Origin of the sequence: Segatella copri (assembly GCF_019127135.1) — a bacterium.
GTDB lineage: Bacteria > Bacteroidota > Bacteroidia > Bacteroidales > Bacteroidaceae > Prevotella.
Genome location: NZ_JAHOEA010000010.1, coordinates 14,232 through 32,431, shown reverse-complemented (window position 1 = coordinate 32,431; position 18,200 = coordinate 14,232). Strand labels below are relative to the sequence as shown.

Here is an 18,200-nt window from a genome sequence, read left to right as displayed (position 1 = left end):
TTCTATATAAACCAATAAAACCTAAAGCCTATTTCACAATCAAAACGATATCGCTGACAGTTATTTCTGCATCAACAGGCGCGCCAGCGAAGTCCATAACAAGCTTCACTTTCTCCATATCACCTGCCTTACTACCTTGGATAGTCGCATTGTCATAACGAACCACATATTCACCATTAACGTTCTGATACATATCAGCAAACAAATAGCTGTCATCATTACCTGTGTCACACAACTTAAATGTTGCTAAAGGCAACTTAGCTGTAGTAGTAACCTTGCAAGAGAAATCCACCTTCTGGCCCATCTTAATAGATATAGGAGCCTCTGTTAATGCCCACTGTGCATGCCATTGTTCAGCTGGAGTTTCAACTGGGATAACAATTGTATGCTTACTGCCCTTATGGGTGATAACCGGAGAACAATCTATAGCTCCCCAACCTGCATCGCCAAACCAATTGGTATTTACAAACGATTGAGCCTCATCCACAGCCTTCCAAAGGTTGCCCGCTGTATTGTAGTCGAATGGCACCTTCAATTCTACAGGAACCACAGTACCATCATCGTTGGCATGATCTTTCAATACAAGGCTTTCTATCATGATTTCATCGCCAGCTTTGTTGCCACCAAAATCGAAGACAATCTTCAAGTTTGAGATGTCCACACCGTCGAGGTCAGAGCCGAAGAGACATTTTGGTTCACCTGCCTCCAACTTTATGTCTTTATCCATCAAGATAGCATCATCATCGTCTGTTTGGCAGAGCTTAACCTTCACACCACCATGACCCAAGTTTGATGTCAAGATGACAGAGAAATCGTAGTGCTTGTCGGCAGAAGTAGAGATACCTAAGTTGGTGAAAGGAACCTGAGCTTGCCAACGTTCGGTAGTTGCCTCAGGGAGCTTCAATGTATAGCATCCCTTGCTGTAGCTACAAACCGGGTCAGCAATTTGGCTCCATCCTGGAGCATAATAGCCAGCAGAAGGTTTTTCAGGGAAGGCAATTTTCTTGAAGAGATTAAACTCGCTGTCCTCTACGAAACCTGCGAAGCCATTCATCTTAGTCTTTTCGATAGAGAACAGTTTCCGAACAGATTCCTTACTGATACCATTACGATTCTTCACAAAGCACTCCACATCGTAAGTACCCTTCTTGCGATAATACTTAGAGAGATTGAATTCTGAAGAATAAGCTCCATCTATTACCCAAACCGGTGTAACGCCACTGGCTCCCTCGAAAGAGAACTTAGCGGTATTCGTTTCCTGATCAACAGCAACATTAAACTTGTCTGCATAATCGACAATATCAGGCAATTCGCCATTGGCACCAGAGAATTCTTCTGCTGAACATGCACCGAGCATCAGTCCGCCGAGCAGTGCATAAGCCATATTTCGAAATATCTTTTTCATATTGTTGGATTCTTAACGTTAATAATTATTTTGTACCAAAGCAGGATCAGAGTCAAGCTCAGCCTGTGCGATAGGAATATACTTCTTGGATTCTGTCCAGGAGTTGGTGCGATAGCCGTAGCTGTCTGGTACCAACACGGTAGCAGCCTTGCCTGTGCGAACGAGGTCGAAGTAACGCTTACCCTCACCTACGAACTCCAAATGGCGCTCGTTGATGACATCGTCCACTGTCACTGCACCAAGTTCTGCAATGCCGGCACGGCGACGAATAACATTCACGTAATCCTTAGCCTTGGTTGCATCTCCACCTGTCTCGAGCAACAACTCTGCTGCATTGAGGTAAGCCTCAGCTACGCGATACACACGGAGATTATTGTTGTAGTTCAAGTCCTTATCACCAGAAGTAGCATTATTCTCTGTATATGGACGATACTTACCAAGCCAGAAACCTGTATCTTGATATCGCTTGGTATATTCTACACCACGGCAATCCCATATGGTAGCATCACGACGCTTGTCATTAGATGCGAACATATTATAAGTCTCAGTTCTAACAGGCATGAATCCCCAGCCGTTAGCACCTGCGTCCCAGCCCTCGCCACCAGGCCAGGAGTTTGGAGAAATCAAGGTAGGAAGTACTGTTCCACCAATACCTTGTGGATTGCTCCAAGAACGCTCACTGAAGCCTATCTCATAGTTCACCTCCCAGATGCTCTCCTTGCACCATTCGCCACTGTTCTTCCAGATAGAAGCAAAGTCGTCCATGATACCATAGTCATTCTTGTCGTTGATGATTTCCTGCATATACTGCAATGCCGTGGCATAACGGGAAGTATCTTTCTGATACATCACCATCTCGGCATACATCATATAGCACATCGCCTGTGACATTCTGCCACAATTGACATCATCCCAACGCATAGGCAATACATTAGATTTGATGACTGACTCCAACTCAGTAATCAAGTTATTGTATACCTCATCAGCGCTCAACTGAGGAGCGGTATATGGAGAAGAGAGGTTTTCCAAATAGAAAGGAATGTTTCCGAAGTAGTGCCACAAGTTATTGTAGTAATACACACGGAGGGCTCTGCCCTGCATTTCGTAAGATGCCTTGTTAACAGCGGTGAGGTTAGCCTCTGCCCAACCCAAGTACTTCAAGAGGTCATTGCAACGCTTGATGCCTGAATAGTCCACTGTCCAAAGTGAGCTAAGGGTATTGCTGGAATTTGCCTCATAGTTAGAAAGCATGTGCCATTCCTGCCTATCGGTTTTGTTAGAACCGCCTACCCAGAAGTCATCACCCATAATCTCGGCATCAATATTGAGGGCATTATACTGTCCCAAAGCCCAGTCTGGCCAATGGGTAGGATCGTAAGCCGCATTCAGAGCCTCATTGATGTGGGCATCTGTGGTATAATATTCCTCGAGGTTTTCACCTGATGGGTTCTCCACCTCTAGGAAGCTATCGCTGCAGGATGTGGTTGCCAATGTGATGCTGGCTGCCAACATACCAAAAGCTATATATATCTTTGTTTTCATAATTGTCAATGTTTTAAGAGGTTATTGATGTTAGAATGAAAGATTGAAACCGATGGTATAGGTGCGAGCCTGTGGATATACACCATAGTCTACACCGAGAGAGGTACCACCTGATGAAATCTCTGGGTCGAAGCCCCAGTACTTGGTCCATGTGATGAGGTTTTCTGCCATCACGTAGAAGCGCAAGCGGCTGATAGAGAGTTTCTGGGTCAACTGCTTTGGCAAGGTGTAACCCAAAGAGATATTCTTCAATCTCAAGTAAGAGCCATCGCAAAGATAGAGGTCAGAAACCTGCCAGTTGGTAGCATCGCCATTCTTCAGGATAGGATACTTATTAGATGTACCCTCACCAGTCCATCTGTCGAGCATCCAAGTAGGGAAGTTGCCAGAGAACACATCTGTACGATAGGTTGCATCAAATACCTTATTACCCGTTACACCCTGCAAGAAGAGATTGAGGTCGAAGCCTTTCCACTCAGCATTGAAGTTGAAACCGAAGGTCCATGAAGGTGTACCATTACCGATGTTGGTGCGGTCATCTGGATCGATTTTACCATCACCATTGACATCAACGAAACGTACATCACCTGGTTTGGCATCTGGCATAATCATATTACCATCCTTATTTACGTAAGCCTGAACCTCTGACATATTCTGGAACACACCAGCTGTCTTATAACCATAGAAGTATGGGAAAGGCTGACCGTTAGATCCACGAGTTCCACCGCCAGAGATGCCCTGGAAGCTATCGAGGTCGATGTAACCGGTATCATTACCGAGGTTGGTCAACTCATTGTGCAGATAGGTAACATTAGCCTTGGCATTGAAGCGAGCATCAGAGATGTGCCACTTATAGCCGAGCTCAAACTCAAGACCAGAGTTCTTCATATCACCCACGTTACCGATTGGCTTGGTCTCACCTACGTAGCTTGGGATAGGCATAGTAATCAACATACCGTTGGTCTTCTTTACATAATAGTCAGCTGAGAATGTCAGCGCACTGCCGAAGAAACCGAAGTCGAAACCGATATCAGTCTGCTCACTCTCCTCCCACTTCAAGTCTTCATTGGCTGTGGCATTCGCCTTAGAGCCATTAAACTTGACAGCGTTCTTACCGAAAAGCACGTTGTTGCCCATAGAGGTCAATACGGTATAACGGAAGTCTCCGATATTATCATTACCATTCTTACCCCAGCTGGCACGGAACTTGAGGTTACTCAACCAGTCGCGGGTGCCCTCCATAAACTTCTCGTTCATGATGTTCCAACCAACAGAAGCTGATGGGAAGGTACCATATTTATGAGATGGTCCGAAACGGCTTGAGCCATCTCGGCGGATTGTAGCCTGGAGCATATATTTCTCATCGTAATTGTAGCTCAAACGGCCAAAGAGTGAAGAGATGGCATGTACCACGTTGTTACCGCCCGATACGCTATGCTGAATCTGAGGCGCACCTACAGAGATGATCTTTCCGTCAGCATCCTTCACGATGGTCTGCTCGTAGTTGCCGGTAGCATAGTCGATAGAAGGCTTGTTTACATTCACAAGATTCCAACGGCTACCGTTCAGATAATCGCTTTTGTTCTTCATTGCACTCTGACCCAAGACAACAGCAAAACTGTGTTTGCCGATAGTCTTATCGTAAGTCAAAGTATTCTCTACCTGCCAGTTGATACCCTTGTCAGAGCTCTTGTAAGCTGAGGTATGTGTAGAATAGTTATTACCTGAGAGGTAATACTTGGATGCAGTATAGCTATCTGTACCCCAGAAGCTGAGGTCGGCACTATAAGTGAAATGATACTTCAAGTTATCCCAGAGCTGGAGGTCGATAGAGAACTTAGGCACAAACTTGTGTGACCAGTTCTTACCTGCTGGGCGCGCCATCATGGCAAGAGGGTTGTTCATCTCCTGATAGGTACCACCCATACCAGGGATCGTATAATAGTTGCCATTGGCATCACGGAGAAGCTCGTAAGTATCACGAGTACCGTTCACTTTACCATTAGCATCGTATGTGTTAGGATCCTCGTAGGCATCATAATACTTCTTCGCCACATTGCTATTGGTTACCGTAGGAGCCAATGTTGGAGCAAGATAGAGGGCACTACCCAATACAGAACCATAGATACTATTGGCATCGATACCTGTACTCTTTACACGGGTGTAAGCCATGTTGACGGTTACATCGAGCTTATTGAGGAAGTTGCGGTCCTTGCTAGCATCTATTACATTATATATATTGTTGCTGCGCAGGGAGAGACGCTCGTAGTTGCTCTGTCCGTAGTTACCACCTACGATACCTTCCTGCTTGTAGTAGCCAAGAGAGAGGTAGTAGTTGACCTTGTCAGAAGCACCACTGATGCTTACCTCATGGTTCTGAACAGGGGCATTGTCATTGAATACCAAGTCTTGCCAATCAGTACCAAAACCATTGATGGCATTACCATTGGAGTCGGTCAGTTTGTATGGATCAGCATAGATAGGAGCCTGACCGCCATTCACTGCACGCTCGTTCTGAAGGATGGCGTAGTCAGTGGCGCTTGTCACATCACGCTTCTTCCATGCGCTCTGCCAGCCGTATGAGAAGTTATAGTTGATCTGTGCTTTTCCTATCTTACCCTTCTTGGTGGTTACGAGAATTACACCGTTGGCAGCACGGGCTCCATAGATAGCACCTGATGCGGCATCCTTCAGTACCTCGATACTCTCGATATCACTAGGGTTGAGATAGTCGAGACCACCCTCGATAGGCATACCGTCTACGATGTAGAGAGGATCTGAATTGTTGATAGTACCTGTACCGCGAATACGGACTTTAGGAGATGCACCAGGCTGACCTGAAGAAGAGGTTACGTTGACACCGGCAGCCAGACCCTTCAATGCGTTATCAACACGCACTGGGCTCTTGCCAGCCAAATCTTCGGTGCTCACTTTAGCGATAGCAGCAGTTACCACGCTCTTCTTCTGAACACCGTAACCTACAACAACCACTTCGTCCAGAGCTTTGTCGTCTTGTTTCAGAGTAATCTTCATGTTGGCTGAAGGACGAATCTCTGCATCCTTGTAGCCAATGTAGGTAATAACCAAGGTCTGGTTAGCATCTGCATCGATGACAAAGTTACCATCAAGGTCGGTAATTGCACCGGCACCCTTGACGCCTTTAACCTGTACGGTGGCTCCGATAACGGGTTCACCCAGGTCATCCAACACGACACCTTTGAAGGTGTTTTTCTGTGCGAGCGCTGACGTCGACATCAATAATGCAGTCGCCAGCAATAGACTTTTTGTTTTCATATTCGATTATTAGTTTAGAAAAATATCTATTTGTTAGTTCACTCTATTATAATAATGTATAAGACTGTGCGGCTGTGCATTTCCTAAAATGCGTTAAGCCGTGTTTCCGATTGCAAATATAATATGATTTTTTGATAAATCCTAGCCCCTTCAACAGATAAGTGGAAAAAATGCTTGTTCAAAACAACTTATATAGTTTGTTTTCAGATACTTATCTATTTTTAACAACTATACGAAAGTGGATGGGGAAAAATGGAGGAAATGAGGCTAGAACACCACTGAAACGTTATATCAGTATATTTCAGTGTTCACACTCTGCCACTTTTCATTCGCGCCACAGTACATCTATCTTATTAATTATCAGCCGTTTACAAAAGTTATATTTTTTACACCCATCCACTTTTCACTTATCATCCATCATTTTTTCATTATTTATTTAGTAATTTTGCAGATGAATGAGCATATACGCCTAAAACACACAAAAGACGTGAGAGGCGGTGTGCAAAAACAAACAACTGCAAGAAATAAACAAACCATAATAAATATTCATTACTTATGAAACAGTTCATTTTATCATGTGTCCTGTCGGTTGCAGCCATCGCTCCATCTCAGGCACAGCAGACTACCAGACAATTGCCAGTCTATCTCGACCAGACCAAGCCAGTAGAGCAGCGCATCGATGATGCCATCTCCCGCATGACGCTGGCAGAGAAGATACGCATCATCCATGCTCAGAGCAAGTTTTCATCAGCCGGTGTACCACGCTTGGGATTTCCTGACTTCTGGACGGATGACGGACCTCACGGAGTGCGTCCTGACGTATTGTGGGATGAGTGGGAACAGGCTGGTCAGACCAACGACTCCTGCGTAGCCTTCCCTGCCCTCACCTGTCTTGCCGCATCATGGAATCCGCAGATGAGCCGCATCTATGGCGAAGCATTGGGCGAAGAAGCCCTGTATCGCGGCAAGGACATGATTCTGGGTCCTGGCGTCAACATCTACCGCACGCCTCTCAACGGCCGCAACTTCGAGTATATGGGCGAAGATCCGTTCCTGGCAAGCATCATGGTAGTGCCATATATCCAGGGATTGCAGTCTAAGGGCGTATCAGCCTGCGTAAAGCACTATTGTCTGAACAATGACGAGGAATACCGCCATCAGGTGAACGTAATCGTCAGCGACCGTGCTCTCCATGAAATCTATCTCCCTGCCTTCAAGGCGGCTGTTGAGAAGGGTAAGACATGGGGTATCATGGGAGCCTACAACCTATATAAGAATGAGCACAACTGCCACAACCAGTGGACCCTGAACAAGATTCTGAAGGGCGACTGGAAGTATGATGGTGTCGTGGTGAGCGACTGGGGCGGTGCCCACGATCTGGAGCAGTCTGTAAAGAACGGGCTGGATATGGAGTTCGGCACCTGGACAGACGGTCTTACGATGGGCGCTACCAATGCCTACGACAACTATTATCTCTCCATGCCTTACATGAAGGCCATACAGGAAGGCAAGTTCACCCAGAAGGAGCTGGACGATAAGGTGCGCCGCGTATTGCGCCTTTTCTATCGCACCACGATGAATCCGAACCGCCCTCATGGTTTCCTCTGCTCAGAGAGCCATTATGCAGCAGCCAGACAGATTGCTGAGGAAGGCATCGTATTGCTCCAGAACAGGAACAATGTGCTTCCTATCAACACCCAGAAGGCTAAGCGCGTACTGGTAGTAGGCGAGAATGCCATCAAGATGATGACCGTAGGCGGAGGCTCTTCTTCGCTCAAGGTACAGCGCGAGATTTCGCCTCTCGATGGTCTGAAGACGCGCCTGGGCAAGGACGGCATCGAGGTAGATTATGCCCGCGGATATGTGGGCGATGTAACGGGCAACTACAATGGCGTTACAACCGGTCAGAACCTGGAAGACAAGCGCAGCGAGGCTGAACTGATAGCCGAAGCCGTAAAGAAAGCCAAGACTGCCGACTATGTCATCATGTTTGGTGGTCTGAACAAGAGCGATTTCCAGGACTGTGAGGGTCACGACCGCAAGCATTATGAGTTGCCATACCATCAGGATAAGCTGATCGAGGCTTTGGCTAAGGCAAACAGAAACTTCGTTTATGTCAACATCTCGGGCAATGCGGTAGCTATGCCTTGGAAGGCTAAGGTTGCCGGCATCGTACAGGGCTGGTTCATCGGTTCGGAGAGCGGCGAAGCCCTTGCAAGCATCCTTACAGGCGATGCAAACCCTAGCGGAAAGTTGCCGTTTACATGGGTCAACTCGCTGAAGGAAACAGGTGCTCATGCACTCAATACCTATCCGGGAACCTGGCGCCAGGAAGGTGGAGCCGGCACAAAGGGCAACATCATTGATGAGGAATATAAGGAAGGCATCTATGTAGGTTACCGCTGGACCGATAAGGAGCGCATCAAGCCTACCTTTGCATTCGGTCACGGCTTGAGCTACACCCAGTTTGCCATCTCTAATCTCCGCAGCGACAAGGCGCAGATGAAGCAGGACGGTACAATCACCTTTACCGTAAACGTAAAGAATACCGGAAAGTGCGCCGGATCTGAGACGGTTCAGCTCTATATCCACGATGTCAAGGCATCAGTAGACCGCCCTCAGAAGGAACTGAAGGGATTTCAGAAGGTTTATCTCCGGCCAGGTGAGAGCAAGGATATCAGCATCACCATCAGCAAAGAGGCCCTCAGTTTCTACGATGAGGCATCTTCATCCTGGAAGGCTGAAGCCGGAAAGTTTGAGGCTCTTGTTGGTAATGCAGCCGATAATCTGAAGCTCAAGAAAGTCTTCGAACTCTTTTAAAAAAATGATGACTACCCCGAAGCATTTACTCTTATGAGACACAGCTTCTCTATACATGTTACTGAAGTTTCGCAAGTGGTTCAAGTACGGGCTAGGAGCTTACTTGCGAAACTTCAGCATATTTAAAAGTTTGGCGCCTTGAAATAGGGCGTCAAACTTCTATCCACTCAAAAAAAGCTTGACTTATTATTTCATGCCAATCTGCTTCACACGCTGCTCGAACTCTTCCCTGTCACAGATGGCACTATTCTTGATTTTGGCGCGATAATTATAGATAGTGTTCACAGAATAGTGAAGGAACTCGGCAATCTTAGAACTGTCCTCGATGCCCAGACGGATAAGGGCAAAGATACGGAGGGTGGTAGAAAGACGGCTGTCATCTTCGAGCACGATACGCTCTTCAGGCTTCAAGAGGGCATTGAACTCCTCAACAAAGTCAGGGAAGAGCTTCAGGAAGGCGGAATCGAAATACTCATACAGCTCGCCCATGTAGGCCTCGCCAGCCTGCATCTGCTCCAGCAGCTTGTTGAGTTCTCTTGCCTTCACCAGTTTCACTACTCGCTTGCGCATGGTCTCTATCTTGTCGACATAGATGGCACAAAGGCGCAGGAATCGACCAATATATACTTCCTTCATCTTGTTACTCTCGTTGAGCGACCGGTTCATCTCGTTAAGTGACTGGTTCATCTCGTTAAGACGCTCATTTGCCAACTGCAAGGCATGGTTGGTTTCCTTCAGCTTATGATGGGCCGCAGCAATGCGCTTGCGCTGCTTGTTGACATAGTAGAGCAAGAGCATAACCACAAAGAGAAGCAAGGCTGAACACGCTACCATGAGCCGCAGATGCTGGTTGCTCGAAGAAAGTTCTTTCTGATATCCCTCCTCAATCTGCGTGAGCACAGGCATGATCTGGCGGCTGCGGATAGGCGTATTGAAAACGGTAGCCGACTTCCAGGCAAACTTGATATACTCATGAGAGCGCTTCTGCTCGCCCGGTTCGGCGTTGAGCAGATTGGCGAGTTCCCAGAGCGACCCCTGGTCCATCACAGCCAACTGGACATCGCAGATAGCAGAACGCAAGAGGCAGCGGAGGAACTGCTCTTTATCACCAAACTGATTGTAGGTCAAGCCGCGATAAAACTGTACAATGGCATACTGATGGGTGCCCGGTTTCGTCATCGCCAGCCGTTTATCGCTCAATCGCAAAGCCTCCTTCATATTGCCTGCATCGCGTGCCCTCACCTCCTGCATCTGCAGATAAAGGTCATCATCATGGCTGAATGTGCTGTCTATTGCAGCCTGATAGGCATTATGCTTGCCGGCATAATATTTCTTCAAGGAAGGAACGTTGGAATAATATGCCATCTCGCCATACAGGTGCTGGCAAGCCCAGAGGTAGTTGCGTTTGCCCTCAGCATCAAGATCAGCGATATTGACAGACTTCAGCAGGTCGTACGATTCGGCATAATCGCCCGTGGTAGATTCCTGGAAAGCAAGCAGCGCCTTGGCATTCCCCACCTTCTTTTTATCACCCATTCTGATGGCAAGTTCCATACACTGGTTGATGTATTTCAGCGCCATGTCGTTCTTGTAGGAGCGGTATTCCTCAAAGAGCGCAAAGCAGGCATCATACTTACTGCTTAGACGCCTGGCGGTCTTCAGTTTCTGCTCCCAATCGCGAATTCGGGCTTCACGTACCTTCACATAATCAGCCGAATGGGCAATGGCGTTGTCCAGACTCTGAAAAAGCTGCTCCATATTATCTGTTGTTTTTGCTGCAAGAGAAAGAGGCATCAAGACAAAGAGCAGGAAGAAGAATGCCTTTCCCCATAATTCATTTACGCGATACATCAACTTGATTCCGTTTAAGATTGATTTATTTTCATGAGGTTTCATGTGCAAAAGTAATAAAAAAATCGGAAACGACAAATCAAATATAGAAGAAATGTAGATTTCTTCGCATTTTTCGTCTATACCGCATCCACTTTTTATATATTCTCCATTTTTCTTATCCATCTCATTATCAGACACATTCCTATCTAAAAAGAAAAATTCATCCACATTTTAACATTTCTATCGCGCATCGTATCATCTTTTTTATTATCTTTGCATAAGATAAACATAAAAATAACAATTAACATAATAAACAATGAGAACAGCACTTTTATCACTCACATTTCTTTTGGCTGGTTCTATGGCAGCACCTGCTTTCGCCTATACCGCAGCCCCTAAGAAAAAAGTAACTGCCACAACCAAGAAAGGCAAGATTCTACCCATGAAGGAGTATATCGACCAACTGATGGCGAAGATGACGCTACAGGAGAAGATTGGTCAGCTGAACCTGATGGTAGCTGGCGACATCACCACCGGCGGCGCACTTGACACCCAGGTAGGCGGCGATATAGCCCAGGGCAACATGGGCGGAGTTTTCAATATAAAAGGGCTCGATAAGATCAAGGCTCTGCAGGAAATCGCCATCAAGAACAGCCGTCTGGGCATCCCGCTGCTCGTAGGTATGGACGTGATTCATGGTTACGAAACGATGTTCCCTATCCCTCTCGCCCTCTCCTGCTCATGGGATACCGAGGCGATGAAGAAGGTAGGCGAAGTATCGGCCAAGGAAGCCAGTGCCGACGGCATCAACTGGACATTCTCTCCTATGGTAGACATTGCACTCGATGCCCGCTGGGGACGAATCAGCGAAGGAAATGGCGAGGATCCTTTCCTGAGCGGCGTGATGGGAGCAGCGATGACCCTGGGCTACCAGGGCGTGGATATGCGCACAGAAGAGATTCTGAGAGCCAACCGCATCATGGCTTGTCTGAAGCATTTTGCCCTGTACGGAGGCGTTGAGAGCGGTAAGGAATATAACACGGTAGATATGAGCCGCGTGCGCATGATGAACCAGTATCTGCCGCCTTACGAGGCAGTGGTGAAGGCTGGTGTAGGCAGCGTGATGTCTTCATTCAATCTCATCGACTACATACCTGCTACAGCCAACAAATGGATGATGACCGATGTCTTGAGAAAGCAGTGGGGATTCAACGGTTTCGTTGTTACCGATTACGCTTCTATCGCCGAGATTCTGCAGCACGGAACGGCTAAAGACATCAAGGAGGCATCAGAACAGGCACTGAAGGCGGGTACCGATATGGACATGTGCTCCAACGCCTTCGTAAAGCATTTGGCTAAGAGCATAGCAGAAGGAAAGGTGAGCGAGGAGGATGTGAACATCGCCTGCCGCCGCATTCTGGAAGCGAAATATAAACTGGGCCTGTTCAGCGACCCTTACCGCTACTGCAACACCAAGCGCAGCAAGAGCGAAATTTATACCGCAGAGAACCGTCAGGCAGCCCGAGATGTAGCTGCAGAGACCTTCGTGCTCCTGAAGAACGAAGGAAATATCCTGCCACTGAAGAAGGAAGGAAAGATAGCCCTGATAGGTCCGCTTGCCGACACCCGAAACAACATAGCCGGTACATGGAGTGTGGCTCAGGCACCATCTAAATATACCACCATCAAGGAGGCAATGGAGCATGCACTTGCCGGAAAAGCCACCTTATTATATGCCCAGGGAAGCAATATCTGGCGCAATCAGGAGCTGCAGAAAAACGGCGAATCCGGTAAACCGATCAACTGGGGCTACGAGGCTGAGATGAAGGCTGAAGCGCTGAAGATAGCTAAAGAGGCGGATGTGATAGTATGTGCTATGGGCGAAAGTGCCGAGATGAGCGGCGAATGCAGTAGCCGTACCAACCTGGAGATGCCGGACGTACAGCGCGAACTGCTTGCCGAACTCCTGAAGACGGGCAAGCCAGTAGTGCTCCTCAACTTTGCGGGCCGTCCTACGGTTCTTACTTGGGAGAAAGCCCATGTACCAGCCATCATGAATGTATGGTTTGGAGGCTCAGAGATGGGCGATGCACTCTGCGATGTCATCTTTGGCGACAAATCGCCATCGGGTAAGCTCACCACTTCGATGCCTAAGACTACCGGTCAGGAGCCTCTCTACTATAACCATCAGAACACCGGCCGCCCTGTAGCAGACGATAATGAGAAGTTTGCCAAGTTTGCCAGCAACTGCCTGGATGTAAGCAATGGTCCGCTCTATCCTTTCGGTTACGGCTTGAGCTATACCAACTTTTCATACAGCAACTTCCGCCTGAGCAGCCAGGAGGCCGGCATCAGCAATGAGGAGGCTACCGAATGGCAGGATGGCAAGAAGATTACAGCTAGCGTCACCGTTAAGAACAGTGGTTCCCGCGATGCCGACGAGATTGTGCAGCTCTACATACGTGACATGGTAGCCAGCATCTCCCGTCCTGTAAAGGAGCTGAAAGGTTTCCAGCGCATCCATCTGGCAGTAGGTGAGAGCAAGGAGGTAAGCTTTGATATCACCCCAGATATGCTCAAGTTCTACAACTCAGATCTGAAGCACGTGATAGAACCTGGCGACTTCCAGATTATGATAGGAACCAACAGCAAGGATGTAAAGACAATGAAACTGAGCGTAAAATAAACAATAAAATCGCCCTGCAAGAAGCAAAAGCATAGCTTGAAAGATGCTTTACTTCTTACAGGGCGATTATCATCTACTGAGCCCACTCCAACAGAAGGCTCGGTTATTACTTAGTCATCTCGAAACCTACACGCATACCATCGTAATTATTGGCGATAGTACCGAGAGCGCTGAGCGTAGAATTACCCTTGAGGGAACCGATGGTCTTGATGAGGTTGAGCAACTTCTTCTGGTCGAAGAGCAGGCTGATGCCATTGGCAGCCTTCGTAGCATAACCCGACATACTCAAGATTAATCCCTTCATCTGAATGGCGTGAGTCTTCTCATCAAAAGTATAATTGCCCTGCCATGACCTGCCATCTATCTTGGCAGCGAAAGTTCCATCAGTTTTGAAGGTGAAATAGGTGTTTGAGCCGCTGAAACCAAACTTGCTGTAATACTCACCCAACTTCTCCTCTACCTTGTTGGCAGCAATCTCACCGCCAGCCTTTGCCAGGAGATTCTCAGAAGTAAAGGCGCATCCCGGCTTGCTGTACTTCCAGGTATGGGCACAGAGATCCTGCTTGCTGAAGGTACCTGAACCGATTACATTATTCAGAATGCCATTGATAATGCTGCTACCTGCAGAGCTGCTGCTGTTAGAGTTTCCGCCCAGTACAGCACCCAAGATACCAGCTATGGCAGAGCCTGAATTGCCGGTTGCACTGGTAGAAGCGGCGGCATTGCTGGTTGTTGCAGCAGTTGTTGTTGTCGCTGCTGTAGTGTTAGATGCTGCAGAAGTTGTTTTCTTTGTAGAAGTCTTCTTGGTCGTAGTTTTCTTAGAAGTCTTCTTCGAAGTCTTCTTTGTTGTCTTCTTAGCCGTTTTCTTAACCGGCATCATCTCAGACATTGAGGCATTGAGCGCTGCCTCGTTCATAGCGCTTGCGTTGCTGCCAGCTGTGCATGCGAGCACGAGGGCAGCCAAAAGAAATACCTTTTTCATTGCTTTCTATATATTTATTTTTATCACTCTTATTTATATATACCCAATACTTCCTATTGTTCTTTCGGGTGCAAAGTTCGCAAAAAAATCGGGAATACGATAAGAAAAATCCCTATTTCGTGTATGAATCTCCCTAAAAAACTCAGCATTTCTGCTCTTTCTACGTTATTATAGACGATTGCGATGACAATTCGTTTAAAAGACTATGAAAAAATCGTTCAGGAAATACCAATTATCATTCTAAAGGGGGGAAACTGTTCAAACGATTGCACATTTTTTTGACATAAATCAAAAAATAACGAATAAAACACGCATTTTCATGCATTTTGTACCTAGAAATAGGTAGAAAACCCCTATCTTTGCAAGCGGTTAACAAATATCAATAGGTTATGAATGATTTAATTAAGGTAAATTCAGAAAATCAGAATCAGGCTATCGATAGATGCCAACAGATTCTTCAGGATCGCCGTGAGGCTCTTGCTTCTAAGGCAAAGAGAAGAGGTTAATACTCTTCAGAAACAGAAAGTAAAAGAAGGAAAGATGGTGCTCTTATACATATATAATAAGGACGCATCCTTTCTGTTTAAAGAGAGATTTTTCGAAACGACTCTTAAATGATGAGTTTCAAAAATTTTGGGAAAAGAAAAAAACGTAAAAATCCCGTTGTCAGCCATCTGGCTTGTACAACGGGATTTTTACGTTTATTATATCAAGTCCGAGATTTACTTCTCGTTCTTCACAGCCTTCATGATAATCTCGAAGTGATTACCACTCTTCAGGATCACATTCTTCAGGAAGTCTGAAATCTCAGATGCTTTCAGATTCTTCACCATCTCCTTGTAATCGCTATGAGTATCAACACCCATACGCTCGTATGTACTCAATGCACCAAGCCAATAACCGTTAGACTTCTCGCTAACAGCAGCCTGCTTCAGGAGAATCTCCTTCACCTTCTGAAGGTCTTCTGCATCTGGCTGGGCGATAGTCTCATCCATACCCTTGAAGAAGTAAGGAATAGCGATATCCGACTTCTCTGGGTTCAGCTGAGCTACGGCTGTAATAGAGATGGCAGCCTTGTTATCATAATCGCGAAGCAAACCATAGTTTGCACCTGCATGATAAGCAGCGCTGAGTTCCTCACGGATAGTACGCAAATACTTCATCTCCAGCAAACGGGCTGAAACATCAGCAAGAACCATATACTGCAAGGTGAATGGAGCCTTGGTATACCAAATCTCTGTTGCCTGGTTCTGTGGGTTCTCCATTGCCTTGGTAAAGATATTGCTTACCTTACCCTTAGCATAAGGAATCTGCTTGTTCTTAAGCTTGAAGCCATTGTTTGGCAGACTGGCGATATACTGCTCGATGAGTGGGAGGAGAGTCTTCTCATCATAGTTACCTACGAAATAGAAGGTGAAGTCCTTGGCATTGCCGTAGAACTGCTTACCAATCTCCAGGATACGGTCGTAGTTGATATCCTTTATATCGCTTGCCTCTGGTACACGGGCAAGTTTGCTACCCAAATAGAGGGTGCTCTGAACAGAATCCTGATATACGAGGTTTGGGTTATTGCTCTTGTTGGCAAGAACAGTAGCCATCATACTCTTCATATTGTCAAAGCTCTTCTGGTCCTTGCTTACTGCGGTCATCTTGAGATAGATGAGCTGCATCAGGGTTTCGATATCCTTAGGAGTAGAATTACCCTTCAAGCCATGATTGAAAGGACTGAAGCTGAACGAAACGCCAGCCTGCTTACCTGCCAAAGCCTTATCAAGCTCATTGCTTGAGAAATCGCCAAGACCACTGGCATCGAGAACATCTGCTGCAAATGTAGCATTCAGAAAATCTGCCTTGCCGAAAGTAGAATAGCCCACATTGGCTGAAGCTGCGAAAGCAATCTCATTGTCCTTGAAATCGGTCTTCTTCAATACCACCTTAGCGCCATTAGAAAGAGTCAACTCCTTGAAGCCCAACTTCTTGTTTTCAACAGTCTTCTTAATCTTACCAGCCTTAGGTGCCTGAGCGATGAGAGGTTCCTGCTTAACATTATCCACATAAGCCTCGAGCTTCTCAGCACGTACCTGCTTTACGATGGCAGAGAGTTCCTGCTCTGTAGGATAAACGGCACCAGCCTGCTCGCGCATCATAACCAATGATACAAGGTTAGTATCGCTCTGGCAAACCAACTGCTTGGCATAGCTGTTGATAACCTCAAGAGGCAAGTTTGGAACTACCATCTTCCAGATCTGGCTCTCCTCTTCTACTGAAGGAATAGGCTCGTTAGAAGTGAAGTTATCCACATACTGGGTGGTAAACTGCTCGTTCTTCATCTTATCCTTGTTGGCAAGCGCCTTGTCAACCTGGCTCATGAATTCATCCTTGGCACGCTGATACTCAGTAGCTGTGAAACCGAACTCATGCATACGCTGTGCCTCGCGGAGAACAGCAGCATAAGCCTCCTTAATCTTTCCTGGCTTAGCAACACCGGTAAGGGTGAAAGCATCCTTAGTGCTTGAAATCAGGTATGAACCGTCACCGGCATTTGCCTGGAGATATGGACAGTCTGGCTCCAATGCCTTCTCTGCATAACGGGCAGCAATCATAGAAGAAATCACATTATCCATGTATCCCTTCAGGAGATAGCTCATGTTGCTCTTCAGAGAATCTGGCACAGCATTGTGCTTCATATAAACCTGGAAGAGATCAACCTGCTGCTCCTTATCCTTGTCGATAACATAGATGGCTGAATCATTATCAGATACTTGTACCTTCTCTATCTTAGCGGCATTCTTAGGTACCTTGATACCTGAGAAGAGTTCCTTAATCTTAGCTTCGATATGATTTACATCTACATCACCTACGATGATAATAGCCTGATTGTCTGGGCGATACCATTTGCGGTAGTAAGCACGGAGAGTTTCTGGCTTACAGCCATCGATAACGCTCATCAAACCGATAGGGAAACGGTAGCCATACTTTTCGCCCTGATAGAGCTTAGGAAGTGAACGCTCTATCATGCGCTGCTGACCTACGATACGCATACGATACTCATTGTGTACCACATCGCGCTCGCTCTCGATAGCATCCTCTGTAAGACTGATACCATTACTCCAGTCCTTGAGGATAAGCATACAGGAGTCTACGGCTGTTGTACGGGTAGTAGGAACATCTGTGAAGTAATAAACAGTCTTCTCTACTGCTGTATAGGCGTTGAGATTACGGCCATACTGTACACCGATGCTCTGCAGATAGTCCTGCAAAGAGTTGCCCTTGAAATGGTCGGTACCATTGAAGGCAAGGTGCTCCAAGAGGTGAGCCAAACCGCGCTGGTCATCATTCTCATTGATAGAACCCACTTTCTGTGCGATGTAGAAACTGGCTACATGCTCAGGATAACTGTTGTGACGAATGTAGTAAGTCAATCCATTATCAAGACGACCTATCTTCACATTCTTGTCTACCGGAATAGCTGGCATCTGCTGTGCCATCGCTGTACCTGCAGAAAGGAACAGCACAACTGCTGCAAAAATCTTTCTTAGTTTCATCTGATTTTAATTATTTATGTATTTATTGCATTCTATATCATTCTTTCTTTATACCTTATTATATATATCATGCTACTTAACAAGTTCGCCTAT

The 18,200-nt window shown here is 46.5% G+C and carries 8 protein-coding genes; 2 read left to right on the top strand and 6 right to left on the bottom strand.

What is annotated here, in order from left to right:
• Window positions 1-28: 28 nt before the first annotated feature.
• The 3 genes from KSW37_RS04330 to KSW37_RS04320 are packed head-to-tail and all read right to left on the bottom strand — an operon-like array spanning window position 29 to window position 6,241.
• The gene (locus tag KSW37_RS04330) at window positions 29-1,405 is read right to left on the bottom strand and encodes a hypothetical protein (protein WP_217313480.1); all 1,377 of its coding nucleotides are present in this window, start codon (window positions 1,403-1,405) and stop codon (window positions 29-31) included.
• 18 nt (window positions 1,406-1,423) lie between these two features.
• Window positions 1,424-2,947, bottom strand: a complete 1,524-nt coding sequence (locus KSW37_RS04325) for a RagB/SusD family nutrient uptake outer membrane protein (protein ID WP_217313481.1) — start codon at window positions 2,945-2,947, stop codon at window positions 1,424-1,426.
• Window positions 2,948-2,977: 30 nt separating this feature from the next.
• On the bottom strand, window positions 2,978-6,241 hold the full coding sequence (locus tag KSW37_RS04320; RefSeq protein WP_217313482.1) for a SusC/RagA family TonB-linked outer membrane protein: 3,264 nt from the start codon (window positions 6,239-6,241) through the stop codon (window positions 2,978-2,980).
• Window positions 6,242-6,796: 555 nt separating this feature from the next.
• Between KSW37_RS04320 and KSW37_RS04315 the strand changes: the two genes are divergently transcribed.
• Window positions 6,797-9,061: a glycoside hydrolase family 3 C-terminal domain-containing protein gene (locus KSW37_RS04315; RefSeq protein ID WP_217313483.1), complete on the top strand. Its 2,265-nt coding sequence runs from the start codon at window positions 6,797-6,799 to the stop codon at window positions 9,059-9,061.
• 186 nt (window positions 9,062-9,247) lie between these two features.
• Here KSW37_RS04315 and KSW37_RS04310 read toward each other — a convergent pair whose 3' ends face one another.
• Window positions 9,248-10,957, bottom strand: coding sequence for a DUF6377 domain-containing protein (locus KSW37_RS04310; RefSeq protein ID WP_217313484.1), 1,710 nt, complete (start codon window positions 10,955-10,957; stop codon window positions 9,248-9,250).
• A gap of 253 nt (window positions 10,958-11,210) precedes the next feature.
• Between KSW37_RS04310 and bglX the strand changes: the two genes are divergently transcribed.
• A complete protein-coding gene (gene bglX, locus KSW37_RS04305; RefSeq protein ID WP_217313485.1) occupies window positions 11,211-13,580 on the top strand; it encodes a beta-glucosidase BglX in 2,370 nt (789 codons plus the stop codon).
• 106 nt (window positions 13,581-13,686) lie between these two features.
• On the opposite strand, the gene KSW37_RS04300 is transcribed toward bglX, so the two are convergent.
• Window positions 13,687-14,562: a DUF4923 family protein gene (locus tag KSW37_RS04300; protein WP_217313486.1), complete on the bottom strand. Its 876-nt coding sequence runs from the start codon at window positions 14,560-14,562 to the stop codon at window positions 13,687-13,689.
• Between the two features lie 722 nt (window positions 14,563-15,284).
• Complete coding sequence (locus KSW37_RS04295) at window positions 15,285-18,107, bottom strand: M16 family metallopeptidase (RefSeq protein WP_217313487.1); 2,823 nt, start codon at window positions 18,105-18,107, stop codon at window positions 15,285-15,287.
• Window positions 18,108-18,200 lie beyond the last annotated feature (93 nt).

Excerpts from the sequence above, each read along its gene's own strand:
- KSW37_RS04330 (WP_217313480.1), bottom strand. The coding sequence starts at position 1,405 with ATGAAAAAGATATTTCGAAATATGGCTTATGCACTGCTCGGCGGACTG.
- KSW37_RS04325 (WP_217313481.1), bottom strand. The coding sequence starts at position 2,947 with ATGAAAACAAAGATATATATAGCTTTTGGTATGTTGGCAGCCAGCATC.
- KSW37_RS04320 (WP_217313482.1), bottom strand. The coding sequence starts at position 6,241 with ATGAAAACAAAAAGTCTATTGCTGGCGACTGCATTATTGATGTCGACG.
- KSW37_RS04315 (WP_217313483.1), top strand. The coding sequence starts at position 6,797 with ATGAAACAGTTCATTTTATCATGTGTCCTGTCGGTTGCAGCCATCGCT.
- KSW37_RS04310 (WP_217313484.1), bottom strand. The coding sequence starts at position 10,957 with ATGAAACCTCATGAAAATAAATCAATCTTAAACGGAATCAAGTTGATG.
- bglX (WP_217313485.1), top strand. The coding sequence starts at position 11,211 with ATGAGAACAGCACTTTTATCACTCACATTTCTTTTGGCTGGTTCTATG.
- KSW37_RS04300 (WP_217313486.1), bottom strand. The coding sequence starts at position 14,562 with ATGAAAAAGGTATTTCTTTTGGCTGCCCTCGTGCTCGCATGCACAGCT.
- KSW37_RS04295 (WP_217313487.1), bottom strand. The coding sequence starts at position 18,107 with ATGAAACTAAGAAAGATTTTTGCAGCAGTTGTGCTGTTCCTTTCTGCA.